At 71.8% G+C, this 17,306-nt stretch carries 14 protein-coding genes; 11 read left to right on the forward strand and 3 right to left on the reverse strand.

All coding sequences use genetic code 11. The annotated features are described in order from the left end of the window. Positions 1 to 741: 4-alpha-glucanotransferase (locus FPZ41_RS35340; RefSeq protein WP_194236320.1), on the reverse strand; the 741-nt coding region annotated here is incomplete at its 3' end. Then, positions 742 to 987 (reverse strand): hypothetical protein, encoded by a 246-nt coding sequence (locus FPZ41_RS35345; RefSeq protein WP_398643694.1) that lies wholly within the window; start codon positions 985 to 987, stop codon positions 742 to 744. Between the two features lie 247 nt (positions 988 to 1,234). On the opposite strand from FPZ41_RS35345, the gene FPZ41_RS35350 reads away from it, so the two are divergent. The 3 genes from FPZ41_RS35350 (at position 1,235) to FPZ41_RS35360 (ending at position 3,875) form a co-directional block, all read left to right on the forward strand. Further along, positions 1,235 to 1,768, forward strand: coding sequence for a PadR family transcriptional regulator (locus FPZ41_RS35350; protein WP_152867670.1), 534 nt, complete (start codon positions 1,235 to 1,237; stop codon positions 1,766 to 1,768). Then, positions 1,765 to 2,463, forward strand: coding sequence for an ABC transporter ATP-binding protein (locus tag FPZ41_RS35355; RefSeq protein WP_152867671.1), 699 nt, complete (start codon positions 1,765 to 1,767; stop codon positions 2,461 to 2,463). Before FPZ41_RS35350 ends, FPZ41_RS35355 begins: the two co-directional genes overlap by 4 nt. A 68-nt stretch (positions 2,464 to 2,531) precedes the next feature. Next, positions 2,532 to 3,875 (forward strand): ABC transporter permease, encoded by a 1,344-nt coding sequence (locus FPZ41_RS35360; protein WP_152867672.1) that lies wholly within the window; start codon positions 2,532 to 2,534, stop codon positions 3,873 to 3,875. 179 nt (positions 3,876 to 4,054) lie between these two features. On the opposite strand, the gene FPZ41_RS35365 is transcribed toward FPZ41_RS35360, so the two are convergent. Further along, positions 4,055 to 5,119 carry a mechanosensitive ion channel family protein gene (locus FPZ41_RS35365; RefSeq protein WP_322621126.1) on the reverse strand — a complete coding sequence of 355 codons (1,065 nt, stop codon included), beginning with the start codon at positions 5,117 to 5,119 and terminating at the stop codon, positions 4,055 to 4,057. A gap of 393 nt (positions 5,120 to 5,512) precedes the next feature. Here FPZ41_RS35365 and FPZ41_RS35370 point away from each other — a divergent pair, with 393 nt between their 5' ends. From FPZ41_RS35370 to FPZ41_RS35405, 8 genes are all read left to right on the forward strand, one after another. After that, positions 5,513 to 6,049: an HNH endonuclease gene (locus FPZ41_RS35370; protein WP_030237121.1), complete on the forward strand. Its 537-nt coding sequence runs from the start codon at positions 5,513 to 5,515 to the stop codon at positions 6,047 to 6,049. A gap of 271 nt (positions 6,050 to 6,320) precedes the next feature. Further along, positions 6,321 to 7,007, forward strand: coding sequence for a scabin-related ADP-ribosyltransferase (locus FPZ41_RS35375; RefSeq protein ID WP_152867673.1), 687 nt, complete (start codon positions 6,321 to 6,323; stop codon positions 7,005 to 7,007). Positions 7,008 to 7,279: 272 nt separating this feature from the next. Next, complete coding sequence (locus FPZ41_RS35380; RefSeq protein WP_407698860.1) at positions 7,280 to 8,719, forward strand: hypothetical protein; 1,440 nt, start codon at positions 7,280 to 7,282, stop codon at positions 8,717 to 8,719. A gap of 29 nt (positions 8,720 to 8,748) precedes the next feature. Beyond that, positions 8,749 to 9,777: a glutamate ABC transporter substrate-binding protein gene (locus FPZ41_RS35385; protein WP_152867674.1), complete on the forward strand. Its 1,029-nt coding sequence runs from the start codon at positions 8,749 to 8,751 to the stop codon at positions 9,775 to 9,777. Between the two features lie 128 nt (positions 9,778 to 9,905). After that, a complete protein-coding gene (locus FPZ41_RS35390) occupies positions 9,906 to 11,243 on the forward strand; it encodes a hypothetical protein (RefSeq protein ID WP_152867675.1) in 1,338 nt (445 codons plus the stop codon). Between the two features lie 33 nt (positions 11,244 to 11,276). Beyond that, positions 11,277 to 13,865, forward strand: coding sequence for a serine/threonine-protein kinase (locus FPZ41_RS35395; RefSeq protein WP_152867676.1), 2,589 nt, complete (start codon positions 11,277 to 11,279; stop codon positions 13,863 to 13,865). A 3-nt stretch (positions 13,866 to 13,868) separates the two neighbouring features. Beyond that, a complete protein-coding gene (locus FPZ41_RS35400; protein WP_152867677.1) occupies positions 13,869 to 15,422 on the forward strand; it encodes a PP2C family serine/threonine-protein phosphatase in 1,554 nt (517 codons plus the stop codon). Positions 15,423 to 15,752: 330 nt separating this feature from the next. Beyond that, positions 15,753 to 17,099: a vWA domain-containing protein gene (locus FPZ41_RS35405; RefSeq protein ID WP_152867678.1), complete on the forward strand. Its 1,347-nt coding sequence runs from the start codon at positions 15,753 to 15,755 to the stop codon at positions 17,097 to 17,099. Positions 17,100 to 17,306: the final 207 nt, after the last annotated feature.

The following is a 17,306-nucleotide window of genomic DNA, read 5'->3' on the forward strand; positions in this document are numbered from 1 at the left end:
GTACGGGGAGGGGTCGGTCGGGTGGCCGGGGACGGCCGCGTGGAGGGGGTTGACCTGCACGAACCCGGCGCCGAGCGCGCGGCCGGCCCAGGCGGTCAGCTCGGCCAGGTCGCCGAGGTCGCCCATGCCCCAACTGCGTCGGGAGAGCAGGGAGTAGAGCTGGGCGAGAAGTCCGTATGTGCGTCCGGGCGGGGCGGGCAGCCGGGTCGGGGCCACGACGAGGTGGGCGTCGGCGGTGCGGCCGTCGGGTGCGGTGGCGCGCAGGGCGTGCACGCCGTGCGGCAACTGCTCGGCGGTGTAGCGGAGTTCACCCTGTTCGGTCTCGATGTGCAGGTGGGTGCCCTCGGGGAGTCCGGCCAGTGCACCGGGGGTCTGTCCGCCCCAGCACACCACGGTCGGCGGCAACAGGCGCTCCCGCAGCTCCTGTTCCCGTAAGTCGAGGGCCGCGCGCACGGCCTGAGGGGTGCTCGCGTCGACGTCCAGTGCCGCCAGGGCCGTGACGATCGCGGTGTCCGAGGCCGCGACGGTGCGGTCCGGGGACGGGCTGTAGGAGGTGGCGACGCCGTGCAGCGCGGCGAGCCGGGACAACGGCGTCCCGCCTTCGGAGCCCTCCGGGCTCCCCGGTCTCCCCGGGCTCTCCGATCTCTCCGATCTCTCCGGGCTCTCCGGGCTCGCCGGGCTCTCGGAGGAGCCGGGGTCCTCGGCGGGTCTCGGCTCCGCCGCCGGATCGGCCTGCGCCATCTAGACCCCCAGGGGATCGAGGCCGGAGTAGGCGGCGCCCGTGGGCGTGGGCTCGCTGGTCAGGGGCGCGGTGTCGGCGAGGGGCGGCTCGCTGGTCAGGGGCTCGGCGTCGGGCAGCGGGGGCTCGCTGGTGAGGGGCGGCTCGGCGCAGGCTCCCTCCGCGCTGAACACGCACAGGTGCTCGATGTCGGCGGACTGCTCCGCCGTGGGTTTGGAAGGGGCCGGGAACAAAAGATGTGCGGCCACGGTGGCCTCCTTGTCGTCGTGCGGCAGTGGCGGGTCAGGGTCTGACTGACCTAGGGCCTGCCTACCCAGGGGGCGTCTGCGCAGACGTATTCGGGCGGACAACGTGGTTCTGGTCACACACGTTCCGTTTAGGCGCGGTCACCGACCGTGCATACCGGGACAATTGTGACACGCGAGAGTTCCCTCCGGCACCTTCCGCACGGATCACTATTCACTCGGTACATATACCGAGTACATAATGATCGGCATGAGCACCCGCCACATCCTGTTGGGGCTGCTCGCCGGAGGGCCGAGCCATGGCTACGACCTCAAGCGACGGCACGACGAACGCTTCCCGCAAGCCCGGCCGCTGGCCTACGGGCAGGTCTACACGACCCTGCAGCGGCTGGTCCGCGACGGACTGGCCGAGGTCGACGGAACCGACTCCGACGGCGGCCCGGAGCGGACGATGTACCGCTCGACGGGCGAGGGCGCGCGTGAGCTCGCCATGTGGGCCGCCGAGATCGCCCCGCCCGCACCGTTCGTGACGAACGAGATCTTCGCCAAGGTCGTCGTCTCGATCCTGGCCGGCGGCGATCCGGCCGCCTACCTCCGGGAGCAGCGCGCCGCGCACATGGCGCGGATGCGGGAGCTCACCTCGGTGAAGACCGCCCCGAGCGCCGACCTCGCGACGGTGCTCTCGGCGGACTACGCCCTCAACCACCTCGACGCCGATCTCCGGTGGATGAACACCACCGCGGCCCGGCTCACCACTCTGACCGCGGAGGTCGATGCCTCATGAGCACCAACAGCGAGAAGCCGACGCCACTCCTGGCAGCCCGTGGACTGGCCAAGAGCCACGGGAGGACCCGGGCGCTGCGGGGCGCCTCGGTGGAGCTGCGCGCGGGCGAGATCCTCGCCGTCACGGGCGCGAGCGGCAGTGGCAAGTCCACGCTGCTGCACTGCCTGGCGGGCATCGTCCGGCCCGACGAGGGGTCCGTGGTCTACGGCGACACGCGTCTGGACGGGCTCCCCGAGAAACGGCTCAGCGAGTTGCGCCGTACGGACTTCGGGGTGGTGTTCCAGTTCGGGCAGCTGATCCCCGAGCTGACGGCCCTGGACAACGTGGCGCTGCCGCTGCTGCTGGCGGGCGCCTCGCGGCGGGACGCGCATGTGCGGGCGGGCCAGTGGCTGGAGCGGTTCGGCGTGCTCGGGCAGGAGGAGCTGCGGCCCGGCGAGATGAGCGGCGGGCAGGCACAGCGGGTGTCGCTGGCGCGGGCGCTGGTGACCGGTCCGAAGGTCGTCTTCGCGGACGAGCCGACGGGGGCGCTGGACTCGCTCGCCGGCGAACAGGTGATGTCGGCGCTGGTCCACACGGCCCGGGAGTCCGGTACGGCGGTGCTGCTGATCACACACGACGCGCAGGTGGCGGCGTACGCGGATCGCGAGGTGCAGCTGCGCGACGGCGCCGTGGTCCCGCTGGGGGTGGCGGCGTGAGTCAGGTGAGGTCCATGAGATCCGACAGTCCGGTGCGGTCCATGGGATCGGACAGTCCAGTGCGGTCCATGGCATCCGATCTGCGCACGGCCTGGCTGCTCACCCGCGGCTCCGGCCGCCGGGAGTGGTGGCGGGTGGCGCTCACCGCAGTCGGGGCGGGGCTGGCGACGGCCTTCACGCTCGGGGCGACGGTGCTGGCCTCGGCATCGGGGCGGTACCGCGTTCCGCTCGCCGCCGGGCTGCTGGACGATCCTGGCACGCGCTCCGGTGTGATGCTGGGGCTGACGCTCCTGCTGGTGCCGGTGCTGGGCTTCCTCGGCCAGTGCGCCCGGATCGGCGCCGTGCACCGTGACCGGCGCCTCGCCGGGCTGCGGCTCGCGGGGGCGACGGCCGGGCAGGTGCGGCGGATCGCCGCGCTGGAGTCGGGGCTGGCGTGCCTGGTGGGCTCGGCGGTCGCCACGGCGTTGTTCGTCCGGTACCTGCTTAGCCTGACAGAGGACCCGCCCGGGTTCGTCTGGGCCGGGATCGCGCTGGTGGCGGTCGCCGTCCCGGTGCTGGGCGCGCTGGTGAGCGCCCTCGCGCTGCGCCGGGTGGTGGCGTCGCCGCTCGGCTGGGTGCGGCGGGTGCGGCCGGCGGCCCGGCGGGGTCGGGGCGCCCGAATCCTCGCAGCGGCGCTGGGCGTGCTGGCGGCGGGGCTGGTCCTGGTGCCGGACGCCTTCGGCGGGTATGCCCCGGTGACGGTGGTCGTCGTGGTGGTGGTCCTGACCGCGACGGGCGCCGTGTGGCTCACCGGCGTGACCTCGCGGCTCACCGGCCGACTGCTGGCCGCCCGTACCGGGAGCCCGGCCGTGCTGATCGCCGCGGAGCGCCTGCGCGACGCCCCGTGGACAGCGGCCCGCACCCATGCGGCCGTGCTCCTGGTGACCGTGGTCGGCACCGGCTTCATCGGCGTCCGGCACGGGCTGCTCGTCGTCCTGAGCTCACGCGAGCCCGACGGGCTGAGTAGGGGCATGTCCTACTACATCACCGGCATCGACCTCGCCGGCGCCGCCGTTCTCATCGCTCTCGCGATCACCCTCTCGGGCCTCGCGGTCGGCGCCGCCGAGTCCCTCGCCACCCGCCGCCGGGGCCTGGCCGCGCAGACCGCGGCGGGTGTGCCGTTCAGCGTGCTCCGCCGGGCGCTGCTGCTGGAGACCGCGCTGCCGCTCGCCCCGGCGGTGCTGGTGGCGGGTGTGGGCGGCATGACGATCGGCGTCTGGTACGGGGTCGTCACCGGCGACAGCAACTGGAGCATGCCGTACGAGGCGCTCCTGGTCCCGGTGGCGGTGTACGTCCTCTGTCTCCTGGCGGCGGCCACCTCGCTGCCGCTCCTGCGCCGGGCCGTGCGCCCGATGGAGCTGCGCTACACGTAGGTCCGCCGTGACCGCGGCACCCCGGTAGGCACGGGGGTCTTTCCGGGGCGCCGCAGGGAGACGGGCTATGCCGGGCTATAGGGGGCGCACTACAGGGGAGTGCGCGCGGCGAGGGGCGGCACCCGGAACGCTTCGGGCACCGCCCCTCGCCGTACAGCGCACTACGCGCGCTACGCGCGCTACTTCATCGGCGGGGCGATCGGAGCCGCCCGCTCGGACTGGGGCGACGACGTGGAGGAGTACGCCGACGGGGGTGCCATGCCCGCCGTGGGGTCCGTTTCCTGCTCGACCTCCTGCTGCAGCGGGATGCCGCCCACGATGGGGATGTCGGCCGCGTCGAAGGCCAGCTTGATCCGCCAGCGCAGCTCCCGCTCCACGGAGAGGGCCTTGCCGGGCATCGTCTTGGCGGAGACGCGGACCACCATCGAGTCGAGCAGGACGCTGTCCAGGCCCAGGACCTCGATGGGGCCCCAGAGACGCTCGTTCCACGGCTCGTCCTTGCTCATCTCCTCGCCGACGGCCAGCACGGTGCGGCGGACCTTCTCCAGGTCCTCGATAGGACGGACGGTGACGTCGACGCCGGCCGTGGCCCACCCCTGGGAGAGGTTGCCGATGCGCTTGACCTCGCCGTTGCGGACGTACCAGATCTCGCCGTTGTCGCCACGCAGCTTCGTCACGCGCAGCCCCACCTCGATCACCTCGCCCGAGGCGACACCCGCGTCGACGGTGTCCCCGACGCCGTACTGGTCCTCAAGGATCATGAAGACGCCGGAGAGGAAGTCCGTCACCAGGTTGCGGGCGCCGAAACCGATGGCCACGCCCGCGACACCGGCGGACGCCAGCAGCGGCGCCAGGTTGATCTCGAACGTGGAGAGGACCATCAGCGCGGCCGTGCCCATGATCAGGAACGACGCGACCGAGCGCAGCACCGAGCCGATGGCCTGGGAGCGCTGGCGCCGCCGCTCCACGTTGACGAGCAGCCCGCCGAGGGCGGTGCCGTCGACCGCCGACGCCGTACGGTTCATGCGGTCTATGAGCTTGGTGATGGCCCTGCGGATCGCCACCCTGAGGACGGCCGCGATCACCACGATCAACAGCACCCGCAGACCGATGGCGAGCCACGTGGACCAGTTCTCCTCGACCCAGCTCGCGGCGTTGGTCGCACTCTCCTGGGCGTCCTGGAGCGTAGGGGCCGTCGGTGCGTCACCGGGGTCGGCGGCCGACAGCAGGACGGACAAGGACACGGCAGGTACCTCCAGGTGTAGCGGGTCTGCCGACAGACAGGGGGGACACGGCCAAGGACCGAGGACCGTTGCAGACTCGTCATGAACATGTACGAGCCGCGACCGGACCGTGGACAGACGCGGGACTGTCGGGCAGAACCACCACACTATCGGGGCATCCTGTGTGGATCGTCGTGATGTTCCAGGGAGAGACAACTCTCACCACGGGAACTCTCTCCGGGCATGAACTGGCGGGATGAACCGCTCATGATCCGGGGGATGGATCAGTGTGTGGTCGAAAACACTCCCAGCCCGTTACCAGGACATGGTGGCGCTTCGACCAGGCATGAGGGGACACTGGCTACCGAACGTCCCGGCGCGAGCCACGCGCCGCCGACGCACAAGGAGGCATCCGTGCCGCATGTCCTGGTCCTCAACGCGTCGTACGAGCCACTCGGCGTCGTACCGCTCCGCCGCGCGCTCGTCCTCGTCCTTGAGAACAAGGCCGTCTGCCTTGAGGAGTCCGGCGCCTATCTGCACAGCGCGACCGTCACAGTCCCCGCACCCAGCGTGGTCCGGCTCAAAAGGTTCGTTCGGGTCCCTTACCGGGGGCCCGTCCCGCTGACCCGGCGGGCACTGTTCGCCCGGGACGGGGGCCGGTGCATGTACTGCGGTGGCGTCGCAACCAGCGTCGACCACGTCATCCCGCGCAGTCGCGGGGGCAAGCACGTGTGGGACAACGTGGTGGCGTCCTGCCGTCGCTGCAACCACGTCAAGGCAGACCGCCATCTCGTGGAGATCGGCTGGCGGCTCCGCCACAAACCCGCCCCACCCACCGGCCTGGCCTGGCGCATCATCGGGACCGGCCATAGGGACCCGCGCTGGCTGCCCTACTTGCAGCCGTACGGCGCGGACGACGCGTTGGCCCGGATCGACGGCATTTCCGCCTGACGGTCCGGGCTTTTGCATGACCCGGCGCGCCGCCGAGGCCGCCGGGTGCCCCACCGGGCCCTGGAGACGCACGCGCTCCGGGGCCCATCGGTGTGCGCGTACGCCGGCCGCGGAGTCCCGTGTGCCTGCGCCGATCAGGGGAGCGGGGCTCCACCGGGCGAGTGGACCTGATGGTGCCTGTGGGTGACTGCCCCGAGCGCCTGTCGGGTCCGCCCTCATTTCCGGCTATGGACCATGCGTCCCGCGCGCCGACCGATGGGTTGTCCCGACCATGCTGAAGACCGCATTCCGGATCACTTCCGCCGCCACCCTGATCGCCGCCTCGCTGGCGTTCACGTCCCCCGCCGACGCCTCGACGGATCCGTACCCGGGCACCCCGGAGCAGATCCGCAGCACCGCGCCCTGCGGCCCGACCGGCGGGTTCAAGGAGACGAACTGGGCGCAGACCACGACGGATCTCGGCATCCAGCCACAGGTGGACATGGCCGCGCTGCGCGAGGCCTGGTACTGGCGTCACGACGACAACACGCTGTGGCGGGGGGACACCCGCCCCGACCCGGAGCCGGTCTTCCGGAACGGCTTCACCCCGAAGGGTTCGGACCTCAACCCGCTGCCAGTGTGGATCACCGGGGGCGGCGGGCAGAACACCGCGCACGTCAGCACCAGTTGCGAGCGGTGGGTGGCGCAGGGCTTCGCCACGTCGGGCCCCGGTACGAACAACACCGGGTGGGTGTACGCGATCCAGGCCCCCGGCGGGATCGACATCAACGCCACCGCGCGGCAGACCGGCATCGAGTCGACCTTCCTGTGGAACAGGGAGATCGACTTCCCCGGCGGCATCCAGGGCAGGTTCATCGAGGGTGCGTGCCAGTACCAGTGGATCAAGCCGCCCCCGGGGGAGCCCAACATCTACCGTCTCCTCGGCTGCCGGACGAACAGCCACTTCAACCCGAACTGAGGCCCATGGCGGACGTCACCCGAAAGTGGGTGAACTCGGCGGGAACCGAACCGAACCCGATGGCGTATTCATGGGCGGGGGGTGGTGTGGGAAGCCTCTCGCGGTGCGGGCAATCGACAGCGGGGACTGCAACGGGACTGCAATCCGAACAAGATCCAGTCAGGACCTGTTCGGATGTCAGTCACGGCGGCGATACTTGCGGCCGGACGCCTCCGTTCACGGTGCGGTTCACCGGGCGGAAGTGACCGGCGGATGACCATGGGGGAGGTCAAGTGACGGACACGTCGAAGGGGAGCGCGGCGCCACCGGCCCAGGCCGCGTCCGCGGCCCCGGCCGTGCCACCGCAGGCCACGCGGCCTGCTCGGCCCGCGGCGTCCGGCGCGCCGGACGGCGGCCCACCGCGCCGCACGGCGTTCATGGAGGGCGTCGACGAACTGCGCGCGGCCGCGGCGACCGAGCCCGGTCGGCTGCGGATCATCGGGGCCGCCCTCGCGCTCCTGGTCGTCGCCTTCGGTGCCGTCGCCGCATGGCAGATGTCGGACCGCTCGACCGCCGCCGACGACGTGCTCCACAGCAGCCAGCCCCTGAGCGCCGCCGCGGCCGACGTCTACCGCGCCCTGGCCGGCGCCAACACGGCGGCCTCCAGCGGTTTCCTCGCAGGCGGCCAGGAGACCCCCGAGTCCCGCACCCGGTACGAGGAGGACATGAGAGCGGCCGCCGCCGGTCTGGCGGACGCCGCGACGGCCTCCGAGCCCGGCTCCTCCTCCGCACGGACCATCGCCGAGCTCAACGAGTTGCTGCCCGAGTACAAGGGCCTCGTCGAGCGGGCCCGCGCGAACAACCGGCAGGGCTACCCGCTGGGCGGCGCCTACCTGCGGTACGCGAACGAGAAGATGCAGGAGGAGATGCTCCCCAAGGCCGAGCTTCTCTACAACAACGAGAACGAGCGCCTGAGCGACGACTATGACAGCGCAACCGCCTACCCGTGGGCCGCGATCAGCCTCGGCGTCCTCGCTCTCGGCGCCCTCGTGTGGGCCCAGCGCCGCACCTACCACCGCACGAACCGGGTGCTGAACCGCGGCCTGTTCACCGCCTCCGCCGCAGCCACGGCCGTCCTGCTGTGGCTCGTCGTCGGCCACACCGTCGCTCGCTCGGCACTTCTCGACTCGTACGACGACGGCGTGGTCTCGGTGAACGTGCTGAACGACGCCCGGATCGCCTCCCTCAAGGCACGCGGCAACGAGAACCTGACGCTGGTCAGCCGGGGCTCGGAGACCACCAGTACCGGCGCCGACAAGTTCGACAGCGACTTCAGGGGCGACATGAGCGACCTCTCGTCGTACCTGGGGATCGCCGGACACATGGCCGACGACCAGGCGGGCCAGCGGCCCGTGAAAGCGGCCACCCGCAACATGAGGGAGTGGCTGGAGCGCCACAAGGAGGCCCGCGAGTTCGACACCGACGGCGACTACCAGGCCGCCCTGAGCAAAGTCATCGGCTCCGCGGACGACAAACCGACGGGTGAGTGCTTCGACAGCGTCATGAGCAGTCTGGAGAAGGCGCTCGGGCACGAGCAGGCCCAGTTCGAGCTGGCGGCCCAGGACGGCAGGAAGGCGATGACCGGGCTCCCCGTGGGCGCCGCCGTGCTCGCCGTGCTGGGCGCGTCGGGCGCCGTTCTCGGCATCGGGCGCAGGCTGTCGGAGTACCGGTGATGAGGCCGGTGGCGGAAGGGGGCGCGGTGATGAGTGCGGCACGACGCCTGAGGGCCGGCCTGAAGGGCTGGGGCGGCGTGGGCGCGATGGGGGTCACCTGCGCCCTCACCGCGGTCTTCACGCTGCTGCCGCTACGTGACGCGCCTCTCGTCGAGGGCGGCGCGGCCACCGGCGGCCAGGGGCCCACCCGGGTCACGTACGCGAAGGCGGACGACTGCGAGGACGCCGACGCCTGGAAGCAGAGCCTGGAGCCGTCCTCCGACGAGAGCGGTACGACGATCGCGGACATCAAGAAGAAGGGCTACCTCACCGTCGGCGTCGACCAGAACAGCTACCGCTGGGGCTACCGCGATCCGAACAGCGAGAGCGACAAGGCCGAGCTGGAGGGCTTCGACATCGACCTCGCGCACCGTATCGCCGACGAGATCGTCGGCGGCGACTCGACGCACAACATCCGCTTCAAGGCCGTTCCCACGAACCAGCGCATTCCGGCGATCCAGAATGGGCAGGTGGACATGGTGGTCCGCACCATGACGATCAGCTGCAAGCGCCTGGAGGAGGTCGCCTTCTCCGCGCCCTACTTCACGACCGGTCAGCAGGTCCTCGCACCCAGGTCCTCGACGATCGACGGCTACGACTCGCTGGCCAAGACCAAGATCTGTACGGCGAGCGGCTCCACCGCGCTCGAAACGCTGAGGGACGACCAGAAGAAGGGGGACCTCCCTTCCTCCGCCGACATTTCCACCACCGTCCCCAACCAGCTCGACTGCCTGGTGCGGCTCCAACTCGGCGAGGTCGACGCGGTCGTCACGGACGGCGCGCTCGCCGCGAGCCAGGCCGCACAGGATCCGACGGTCGACCTCAAGGGCGACCCCTTCACGACCGAGTACTACGGCGTGGCCATGAAGAAGGACGCGGAGGATCTGGTGCGCCGGGTCAACCAGGTCCTTGAGGACTACCGCGACAGCGGCTGGGAGCAGTCGTACGACAAATGGCTCGCCCCCACCCTCGGGGAGGACGCGGCGAAGTCGCGCCCGCCGACGCCCGACTACAGGTGACGAACAGACCGAACACGAACACTGAGTCCGAAAAGACCAGAACTCTGAGCGGAACAACCGACCTGGTACGACTGGAGAGTTGCCCGAACGCCGTGGGCGCGGGGAACGACGAGAGCGAGAGGTGATCGATGGGCGTCGCGGGATCCACCGGGCCGGTGATGGACCGGGACGAGGTGGACCGTGCGCTGGCGCGGCTCGGCGCGGAGCACGAGGCGATCGAGACCTCACTCCTCGCCCTGCAGGACCACGCGGGCCGCAGACTCCTCGAAGGCGCCGCGCTCACGGGCCTCACCAGGGAGCGCTGGACTGCCGCGGAGGCGTCGATCACGCTGCTGTGGGCGTACTTCGACTCGTACACGGACGCGCTGCGCTCCGCCCGTGAGATCCGCTCGCGGCGCCGCTGGTCGAGCCGTGAGGACCTGGTCGAGCTGACCGAACTGCTGCGCGGCCAGAGCGTCACGGTCGCGGGCAGTGCCACGGCGACGGCCAACGTACCGGCGCGGGTCGGCGGGGGCAGGCTGAGCGAGCAGTTCACGCTGGCCGAGCTCGTGGAGCGGATGAACGAGCTGTACGCGACCTCGCTGGACATGGTGGTCGCCGCCGACGCGGTCTGGTCGGCGCTGCCCGCCCGGATCGACTTACTGGCCGCCGAGTTGCAGCGCACCCGTCAGCTGGCGCACTCCGTCGGGGTACGCCCCGGAGAGCACCCGGCGGGCGACGACCTGGAGCGGATCACCCGCACCCTGGCCTCCCTGCGCGAGCAGGTGGTGTCCGACCCGCTGGCGTACTGGGTGCCCGCGCAGGGGAGGAGCTCGGCCCCCGGCGGCGGCCGTCCGGACACCTCGACGTACGACCGTGAGGCGCGCGCCCTGGAGGACGTGCGGCGTGAGATCGACGCCGTCCTGACGGTCCGCCAGGACGCGGAGGCGCGGCTGGTGAAGCTCCGGGACGTGCTCAGCCGCGCGGACCGTACGCTCGCCGAGGCACGCAGCGCGCGCGGCGAGGTACTCGCGAAGATCGCCGCGACGGAGGTGCCCGTGGTCAGCGGCCCGCCGACCGTGCTGCAGGAGCAGCTCGCCACGGCCGCCGAGTACCGCAGGCACGCCCAGTGGCACCGTCTGTCCCCGCTCCTGGAGTCCCTGGAGCAGAAGGCGGAGGACGAACTGCTGCGGGCCCGGGAGTCGTTGACCGCGGTCACCGCTCCCCTGGCGGTCCGCGCCGAACTGCGCGGCCGCCTCGACGCGTACAAGGCAAAGGTCGCCCGGCACGGCCTCGCGGAGGACCCGTTCCTCGTCGAGCGGTACGACGCGGCCCGCCGCATGCTGTGGAGCGCGCCCTGCGACCTGCGGGTCGCCGAACAGGCAGTGCTCCGCTACCAGCGGGCCGCCGCGGAGCTGCTGGGCACGGTCGTGCCGGGGCAGGGCGGGGCCGGTCGGCCACAGGACCGAAGGGGGCCGGGCGCGTGAGCGACAGAGGTGATGCGGGATGAGTGATACGGGATGAGTGAGCGGCAGGCGTGCCAGCGGCCCGACTGCTCGGGCGCGTACGAGGACGTGGGCGGCGGCGAGCTGTACTGCGACACATGTGGTCTGGCGCCGGTCGTCGCAGCCAACGGCATGGTCGCTTCCCCGGCCACGGGGATCACCGCCGGCGGCAGGGGAGCCCACGGTTCCAGCGGGTCGAGCGGGTCGAGCCCCGGCTCACGCGGCAGCTCCAGGACGTCCGCGCGGTCCTCCCAGTCCCGTCGCTCCGTCTCCGGCCGGCTGTCGCGCGCCCTGTCGGGGAAGTCGACGGGGCGCTCGGTGTCGGTGCGCAGCTCCGGTTCGGCCGCCGGTTCCTCCGGGCGGGCCCGTCTGGGCGCCGGTCTGGTGCAGGTGCCTCAGGTGCCGCGGCCCGACCCGCGGGCGATGGTCCTGGAGAACCCCGAGGTGCCCGAGCGGAAGCGGTTCTGCTCGCGCTCCGACTGCGGGGCGCCGGTGGGGCGGGCGCGCGGCGAACGGTCGGGGCGCGTGGAGGGCTTCTGCACCAAGTGCGGCCACCCCTACTCGTTCGTCCCGAAGCTGAGGGGCGGCGACGTGGTGCACGGCCAGTACGAGGTCGCGGGCTGCCTCGCGCACGGCGGTCTCGGCTGGATATACCTGGCCGTGGACCGTGCCGTGTCGGACCGCTGGGTCGTGCTGAAGGGCCTGCTGGACACCGGTGACCAGGACGCGATGGCCGCCGCGATCTCCGAGCGCCGCTTCCTCGCCGAGATCGAGCACGCCAACATCGTCCGCATCTACAACTTCGTCGAGCACCTCGACCAGCGCACCGGCTCGCTGGACGGGTACATCGTGATGGAGTACGTCGGCGGCAAGTCCCTCAAGGAGATCGCCAACGAGCGCCGCACGCCCACCGGGAAGCGCGACCCGCTGCCGGTCGAGCAGGCGTGCGCGTACGGCATCGAGGCGCTGGAGGCCCTCGGTCATCTGCACAGCCGCAACCTGCTGTACTGCGACTTCAAGGTCGACAACGCGATCCAGACCGAGGACCAGCTCAAGCTGATCGACATGGGCGCGGTGCGCAGGATGGACGACGAGGAGTCCGCCATCTACGGCACGGTCGGCTACCAGGCGCCGGAGGTCGCGGACGTCGGTCCCTCCGTGGCCTCCGACCTGTACACGGTCGCGCGCACGCTGGCGGTCCTCACCTTCGACTTCCAGGGCTACACGAACGTGTTCGTGGACTCCCTGCCCGACCCGGACCACATCGAGGTCTTCCGCCAGTACGAGTCGTACTACCGGCTTCTGGTGCGCGCCACCGACCCCGACCCGGCCCGCAGGTTCGCCTCCGCGCAGGAGATGGCGGAGCAGCTCACGGGCGTGCTGCGCGAGGTCGTGTCCCTGCAGACGGGACGGCCGCGGCCGGCGCTGTCCACGCTGTTCGGGCCCGAGCTCAGGGTCACGGACACGGAGTTGTTTGCCGAACTGGACGGAGACGTGTCGCGGCTGGGGGTGCGGGTCGCTCCGGTACGCGGGAAGAAGGGCACCGCCGCGTTGGTGGCATCGGGCGGGACGGCACCGAAGGGGATGCAACTGCAGGGGGCGCAACCGCAGGGGGCGCAGCCCTTCCCGCTGCCGACCCCGGGAGCCGCTGACCCCGTGGTGGTCAAGCCGCTCGACACGGCCGCCGCCGCGCTCGCGCTGCCCGTCCCCCGGGTCGACCCCGGTGATCCCAACGCCGGGTTCCTCGCCGGACTCATCGCTTCGGCGCCCGCGGAGCTGATCACCGCGCTGCACGCGGCGCCCACCGGCTCGCTGGAGCTGCGTCTGCGGGAGCTGCGGGCCCGGCTGGAGATGGGCGAGTTCGCCAGTGCCCTCGGCACCCTGGACGCCCTGGAGCGGGACCACCCCGACGACTGGCGGGTGGTCTGGTACCGGGGCGTGGCGGCGCTCGCGACCGGCGACCACGAGAGCGCGGCGCTGGCGTTCGACGCCGTCTACGACGCGTTCCCCGGTGAGCCCGCGCCGAAGCTGGCCCTCGGCCTGTGCGCGGAGGTCCTCGGGCAGCTGGACAACGCGGCCGAGTACCACCGTCTGGTGTGGTCGACCGACCCCAGCTATGTGAGCAGTGCGTTCGGGCTCGCCCGGGTACAGCTCGCGGCGGGCGACCGGAGCGGTGCCGTGCGGACGCTGGAGTCCGTGCCGGAGGCGTCGATCCACTACACGGCCGCCCGCGTCGCAGCCGTGCGGGCGCGGCTGCGTCAGCGTACGAACGACACCGCCGGATCGCCGTTCCTCGACGACCTCACCGCCGCCGCGGGCCAGGTCGAGGCCCTCGGCGGATACGGTCTGGACGCCGTGCGCCGTGAGCAGTTGTCCACAGAGGTCCTCGGCAGCGCGCTGGACTGGGTACTCTCCGGTAGCCAGGGTTCGGCGCCACCTCCGGGCGGTGGACGTGTGCTGCTCGGCAGCGCGCTCGACGAGCGCGGCCTCCGCTTCGGCCTGGAGCGCTCGTACCGCACGCTGGCCCGGCTCGCGCAGGGCGGCGAGGAAAGGATCGACCTGGTGGAACGTGCCAACCGTTACCGCCCCCGGACGTGGGTGTAGTTGATGTCGCAGATGCCCCAACTGGCCGCCTGCCCGAGCTGCGAGTGGCCCCTCGAATCGGGTGACCGTTTCTGCGGTGCGTGCGGGTACGACCTGTCGGTGGTCCCCCCGCCGCCGACGGACACCCCGACGATCACCATGAACGGGACGGCCCCTCCCCCACCGGACGAGGCCGCACCAGTGAGCTGGCCTGTCGCCCCCGAGGCCGGCGCCTCCGACGCTCCGGCACCGGTGCACCTGCCCGGCGACCTCCGGGGGACGGACTCGGGCGGTTCCGAACTGCACGCCGAAGGCGCGCAGCCGGGCGGAGCCGAGCTGTCCGCCCAAGGGACGTCGCAGGTGAGCGGGGGGGTGCCGCAGGGCGAGGCGCCGTCGCCGTCGCCGAGTGGGGCCGAGCGTCCGGCGCGGGGCGTACGGTTCGACCGGCCCGCCGAGTCGCCCTCGTCCGATGCGTCCGCTGCGTCTGATGCATCCGCCTCGTCCCCGTCGGCCCCATCGGTCTCCTCATCCGCCTCGTCGTCATCGCCTTCCTCGTCGTCACCGCCTTCCTCGTCGTCATCGCCCGACGCGGGCGACTACCACCTGGCCGCGCCCCGGCCCGTCGACCCCCGTACCGCTGACCTCTCGACGCCTCCCGCAGGCACCAAGACCTGCGTGGCCTGCCGCGCGGGGCAGGTCGACCGGGACGGCTACTGCGAGAACTGCGGCCATGCCCAGCCCCGCGAACGCGACCACATGGAGCAGGAGTTGGGCGCCGTGGCCGCGGTCAGTGACCGGGGGCTGCGCCACCACCGCAACGAGGACGCCTTCACGGTGTCCTCCACCGCCCTGCCCGACGGTTCGCCCGCGGTCGTCGCGATCGTCTGCGACGGTGTGTCGTCGGCGACCCGCCCCGACGACGCCTCGCTCGCCGCTTCCCGTGCCGCGGGCGAGGCGCTGCTGGAGACCCTGCCGCGCGGCACACACCCGCAGCAGGCCATGCACGACGCGATCGTCGCCGCCTCGAACGCCGTCAACTCCCTGGCGGAGGAACCCCGGACGGCCCAGGAGCACGCCCCCCACCAGAACGCGCCCGCGTGCACGCTGGTCGGCGCCGTCGTCACCTCCACCCTGCTGATCGTCGGCTGGGTCGGCGACAGCCGCGCCTACTGGGTCCCCACGGACCGCAGCTCACCCCCGGCCCGGCTGACCGAGGACGACTCGTGGGCCGCACAGATGGTGGCCGCGGGACTGATGAGCGAGGCCGAGGCGTACGCCGATCATCGCGCCCATGCCATCACGGGCTGGCTCGGCGCGGACGCGTACGAACTGGAGCCGCACACCGCTTCCTTCAAACCGGACCGGCCGGGTGTAGTGGTGGTGTGCACCGACGGGCTGTGGAACTACGCGGAGGCGGCCGAGGAGATGGCCGAGGTCGTACCCCTCGACGCCGCGCAACGCCCGCTGCACGCCGCCCAGGTTCTGGTGGGCCACGCCCTCGACGGCGGGGGCCACGACAACGTAACAGTGGCCGTCCTCCCGTTCCCGGCCCCGCCCCAGGGGGCAGGATCGGCCTGAGGGCGCTCGCGAGGGCGCCGTCACGGCCGTGTGGGAACGGCCGGTGGAACGGGTTCGAGCGGCCGGCAGACGGGGCCGGCCGGCTCGACGGACGCAACGGTCGGTCGGCCGATTCGACGGACGCAACGGTCAGTCGGTCGGCCGGATCGACGGACGCAACGGTCAGTCGGTCGGCCGGATCGACGGATGGAAACGGCCGAACGGCCGGCCGAACGCAGGGGAACGGCCGGTCGACGGCGTCGGCCAACGGACCGGTGGGGACCGGCCCGTTCACGCAGCCACAGTCATCGGCCCACGCGTCGTGGGGGCCTTGAGGGGGACAGAGAACGCATGGCCAATTTCTCGAAGTCGAACGTGCCGCAGTTCTCGGTGGACGTGTACCAGAACGAGTACCTGCCGGAGGGCGGCCGCGAGGTCAACGCCATCGTGACGGTGAGCTCGACCGGCGGCGGCACCATCGGCGGCGCCGTCGCCGCACCGCACCTGTACGCGCCGGGGCAGGGCCCGTCCGCGGCCGTGGCGATCATGGTCGACTGCTCGGGCTCGATGGACTACCCGCCGACGAAGATGCGGGGGGCGCGGGACGCCACGGCCGCCGCGATCGACGCGTTGCGCGACGGTGTGCACTTCGCGGTGGTCGGCGGCACACACATCGCCAAGGAGGTCTACCCCGGCGGCGGTCGGCTCGCCGTCGCCGACGCCACCACCCGTGACCAGGCCAAACAGGCCCTGCGCAAGCTGAGCGCGGGCGGCGGCACCGCGATCGGGACCTGGCTGAAGCTCGCCGACCGCCTGCTCGCCTCCGAGGACGCCGCCATACGGCACGGCATCCTCCTCACCGACGGCCGCAACGAGCACGAGTCCCCGGAGGACCTGCGCGCCGCCCTCGACGCGTCCGCCGGACGCTTCACCTGTGACGCGCGGGGCGTGGGCACCGACTGGGAGGTGAAAGAGGTCACAGGGATCGCGTCCGCGCTGCTCGGCACCGCCGACATCGTCGCCGACCCGGCGGGCCTCGCCGCCGACTTCACCCAGATGATGGAGACGGCCATGGGCAAGGAGGTCGCGGACGTCGCGCTGCGTCTGTGGACACCCATGGGCACGGAGATCAAGTTCGTGAAGCAGGTGGCTCCCACGGTCGAGGAGTTGACCGAGCGCCGCACCGAGGCGGGCCCGCGCGCCGGGGACTACCCGACCGGTTCATGGGGTGACGAGTCGCGCGACTACCACGTGTGTGTGAAGGTGCCCGCCGCCGGCCTCGGGCAGGAGATGCTGGCCGCCCGCGTCTCGCTGGTGATCCCGCAACCCGACGGAACCGTCCACAACCTGGGCGCGCAGGGTCTCGTACGAGCCGTGTGGACGGACGACATGGCGGCCTCGACCTCCATCAATCCCCAGGTCGCGCACTACACGGGCCAGGCGGAACTGGCGCAAGTCATCCAACAAGGTCTGGATGCCCGCAAAACCGGAGATGTCGACGGAGCAACGGCCAAACTGGGCCGGGCCGTTCAACTCGCCAGCGAGTCGGGTAATGCCGATACAGCGAAACTGCTTGCGAAGGTGGTGGACGTCGTCGACGCAGCGGCAGGTACTGTGCGACTGAAGGCGAAGGTCGCGGAGGCCGACGAGATGACTCTGGAGACGCGGTCCACCAAAACCGTTCGCGTAAAGAAATAGCGTTGCCGACCCCGCTCCGGGGGTCGGACAAACCAATCAAGCACACTGGCCCACAGCGGCCGAGCAATCCGGCCCGGACGGCCGGACAGGAAAGGGGGCCGCGCCGACATGCCGACCTGCCCGAACGGACACCAGTCGGGTTCCGACGACTGGTGCGAGGTCTGCGGTCACCGCATGGCCGGTGCCGTGCCCCCGCCACCTCCGCCC

Origin of the sequence: Streptomyces acidicola, assembly GCF_009377235.1 — a bacterium.
Taxonomy (GTDB): domain Bacteria; phylum Actinomycetota; class Actinomycetes; order Streptomycetales; family Streptomycetaceae; genus Streptomyces; species Streptomyces acidicola.

Bases quoted from the DNA above. Each gene is read 5' to 3' on its own strand.
- FPZ41_RS35350 (WP_152867670.1), top strand. From the start codon at position 1,235: ATGAGCACCCGCCACATCCTGTTGGGGCTGCTCGCCGGAGGGCCGAGC.
- FPZ41_RS35355 (WP_152867671.1), top strand. From the start codon at position 1,765: ATGAGCACCAACAGCGAGAAGCCGACGCCACTCCTGGCAGCCCGTGGA.
- FPZ41_RS35360 (WP_152867672.1), top strand. From the start codon at position 2,532: ATGGCATCCGATCTGCGCACGGCCTGGCTGCTCACCCGCGGCTCCGGC.
- FPZ41_RS35375 (WP_152867673.1), top strand. From the start codon at position 6,321: ATGCTGAAGACCGCATTCCGGATCACTTCCGCCGCCACCCTGATCGCC.
- FPZ41_RS35385 (WP_152867674.1), top strand. From the start codon at position 8,749: ATGAGTGCGGCACGACGCCTGAGGGCCGGCCTGAAGGGCTGGGGCGGC.
- FPZ41_RS35390 (WP_152867675.1), top strand. From the start codon at position 9,906: ATGGGCGTCGCGGGATCCACCGGGCCGGTGATGGACCGGGACGAGGTG.
- FPZ41_RS35395 (WP_152867676.1), top strand. From the start codon at position 11,277: ATGAGTGAGCGGCAGGCGTGCCAGCGGCCCGACTGCTCGGGCGCGTAC.
- FPZ41_RS35400 (WP_152867677.1), top strand. From the start codon at position 13,869: ATGTCGCAGATGCCCCAACTGGCCGCCTGCCCGAGCTGCGAGTGGCCC.
- FPZ41_RS35405 (WP_152867678.1), top strand. From the start codon at position 15,753: ATGGCCAATTTCTCGAAGTCGAACGTGCCGCAGTTCTCGGTGGACGTG.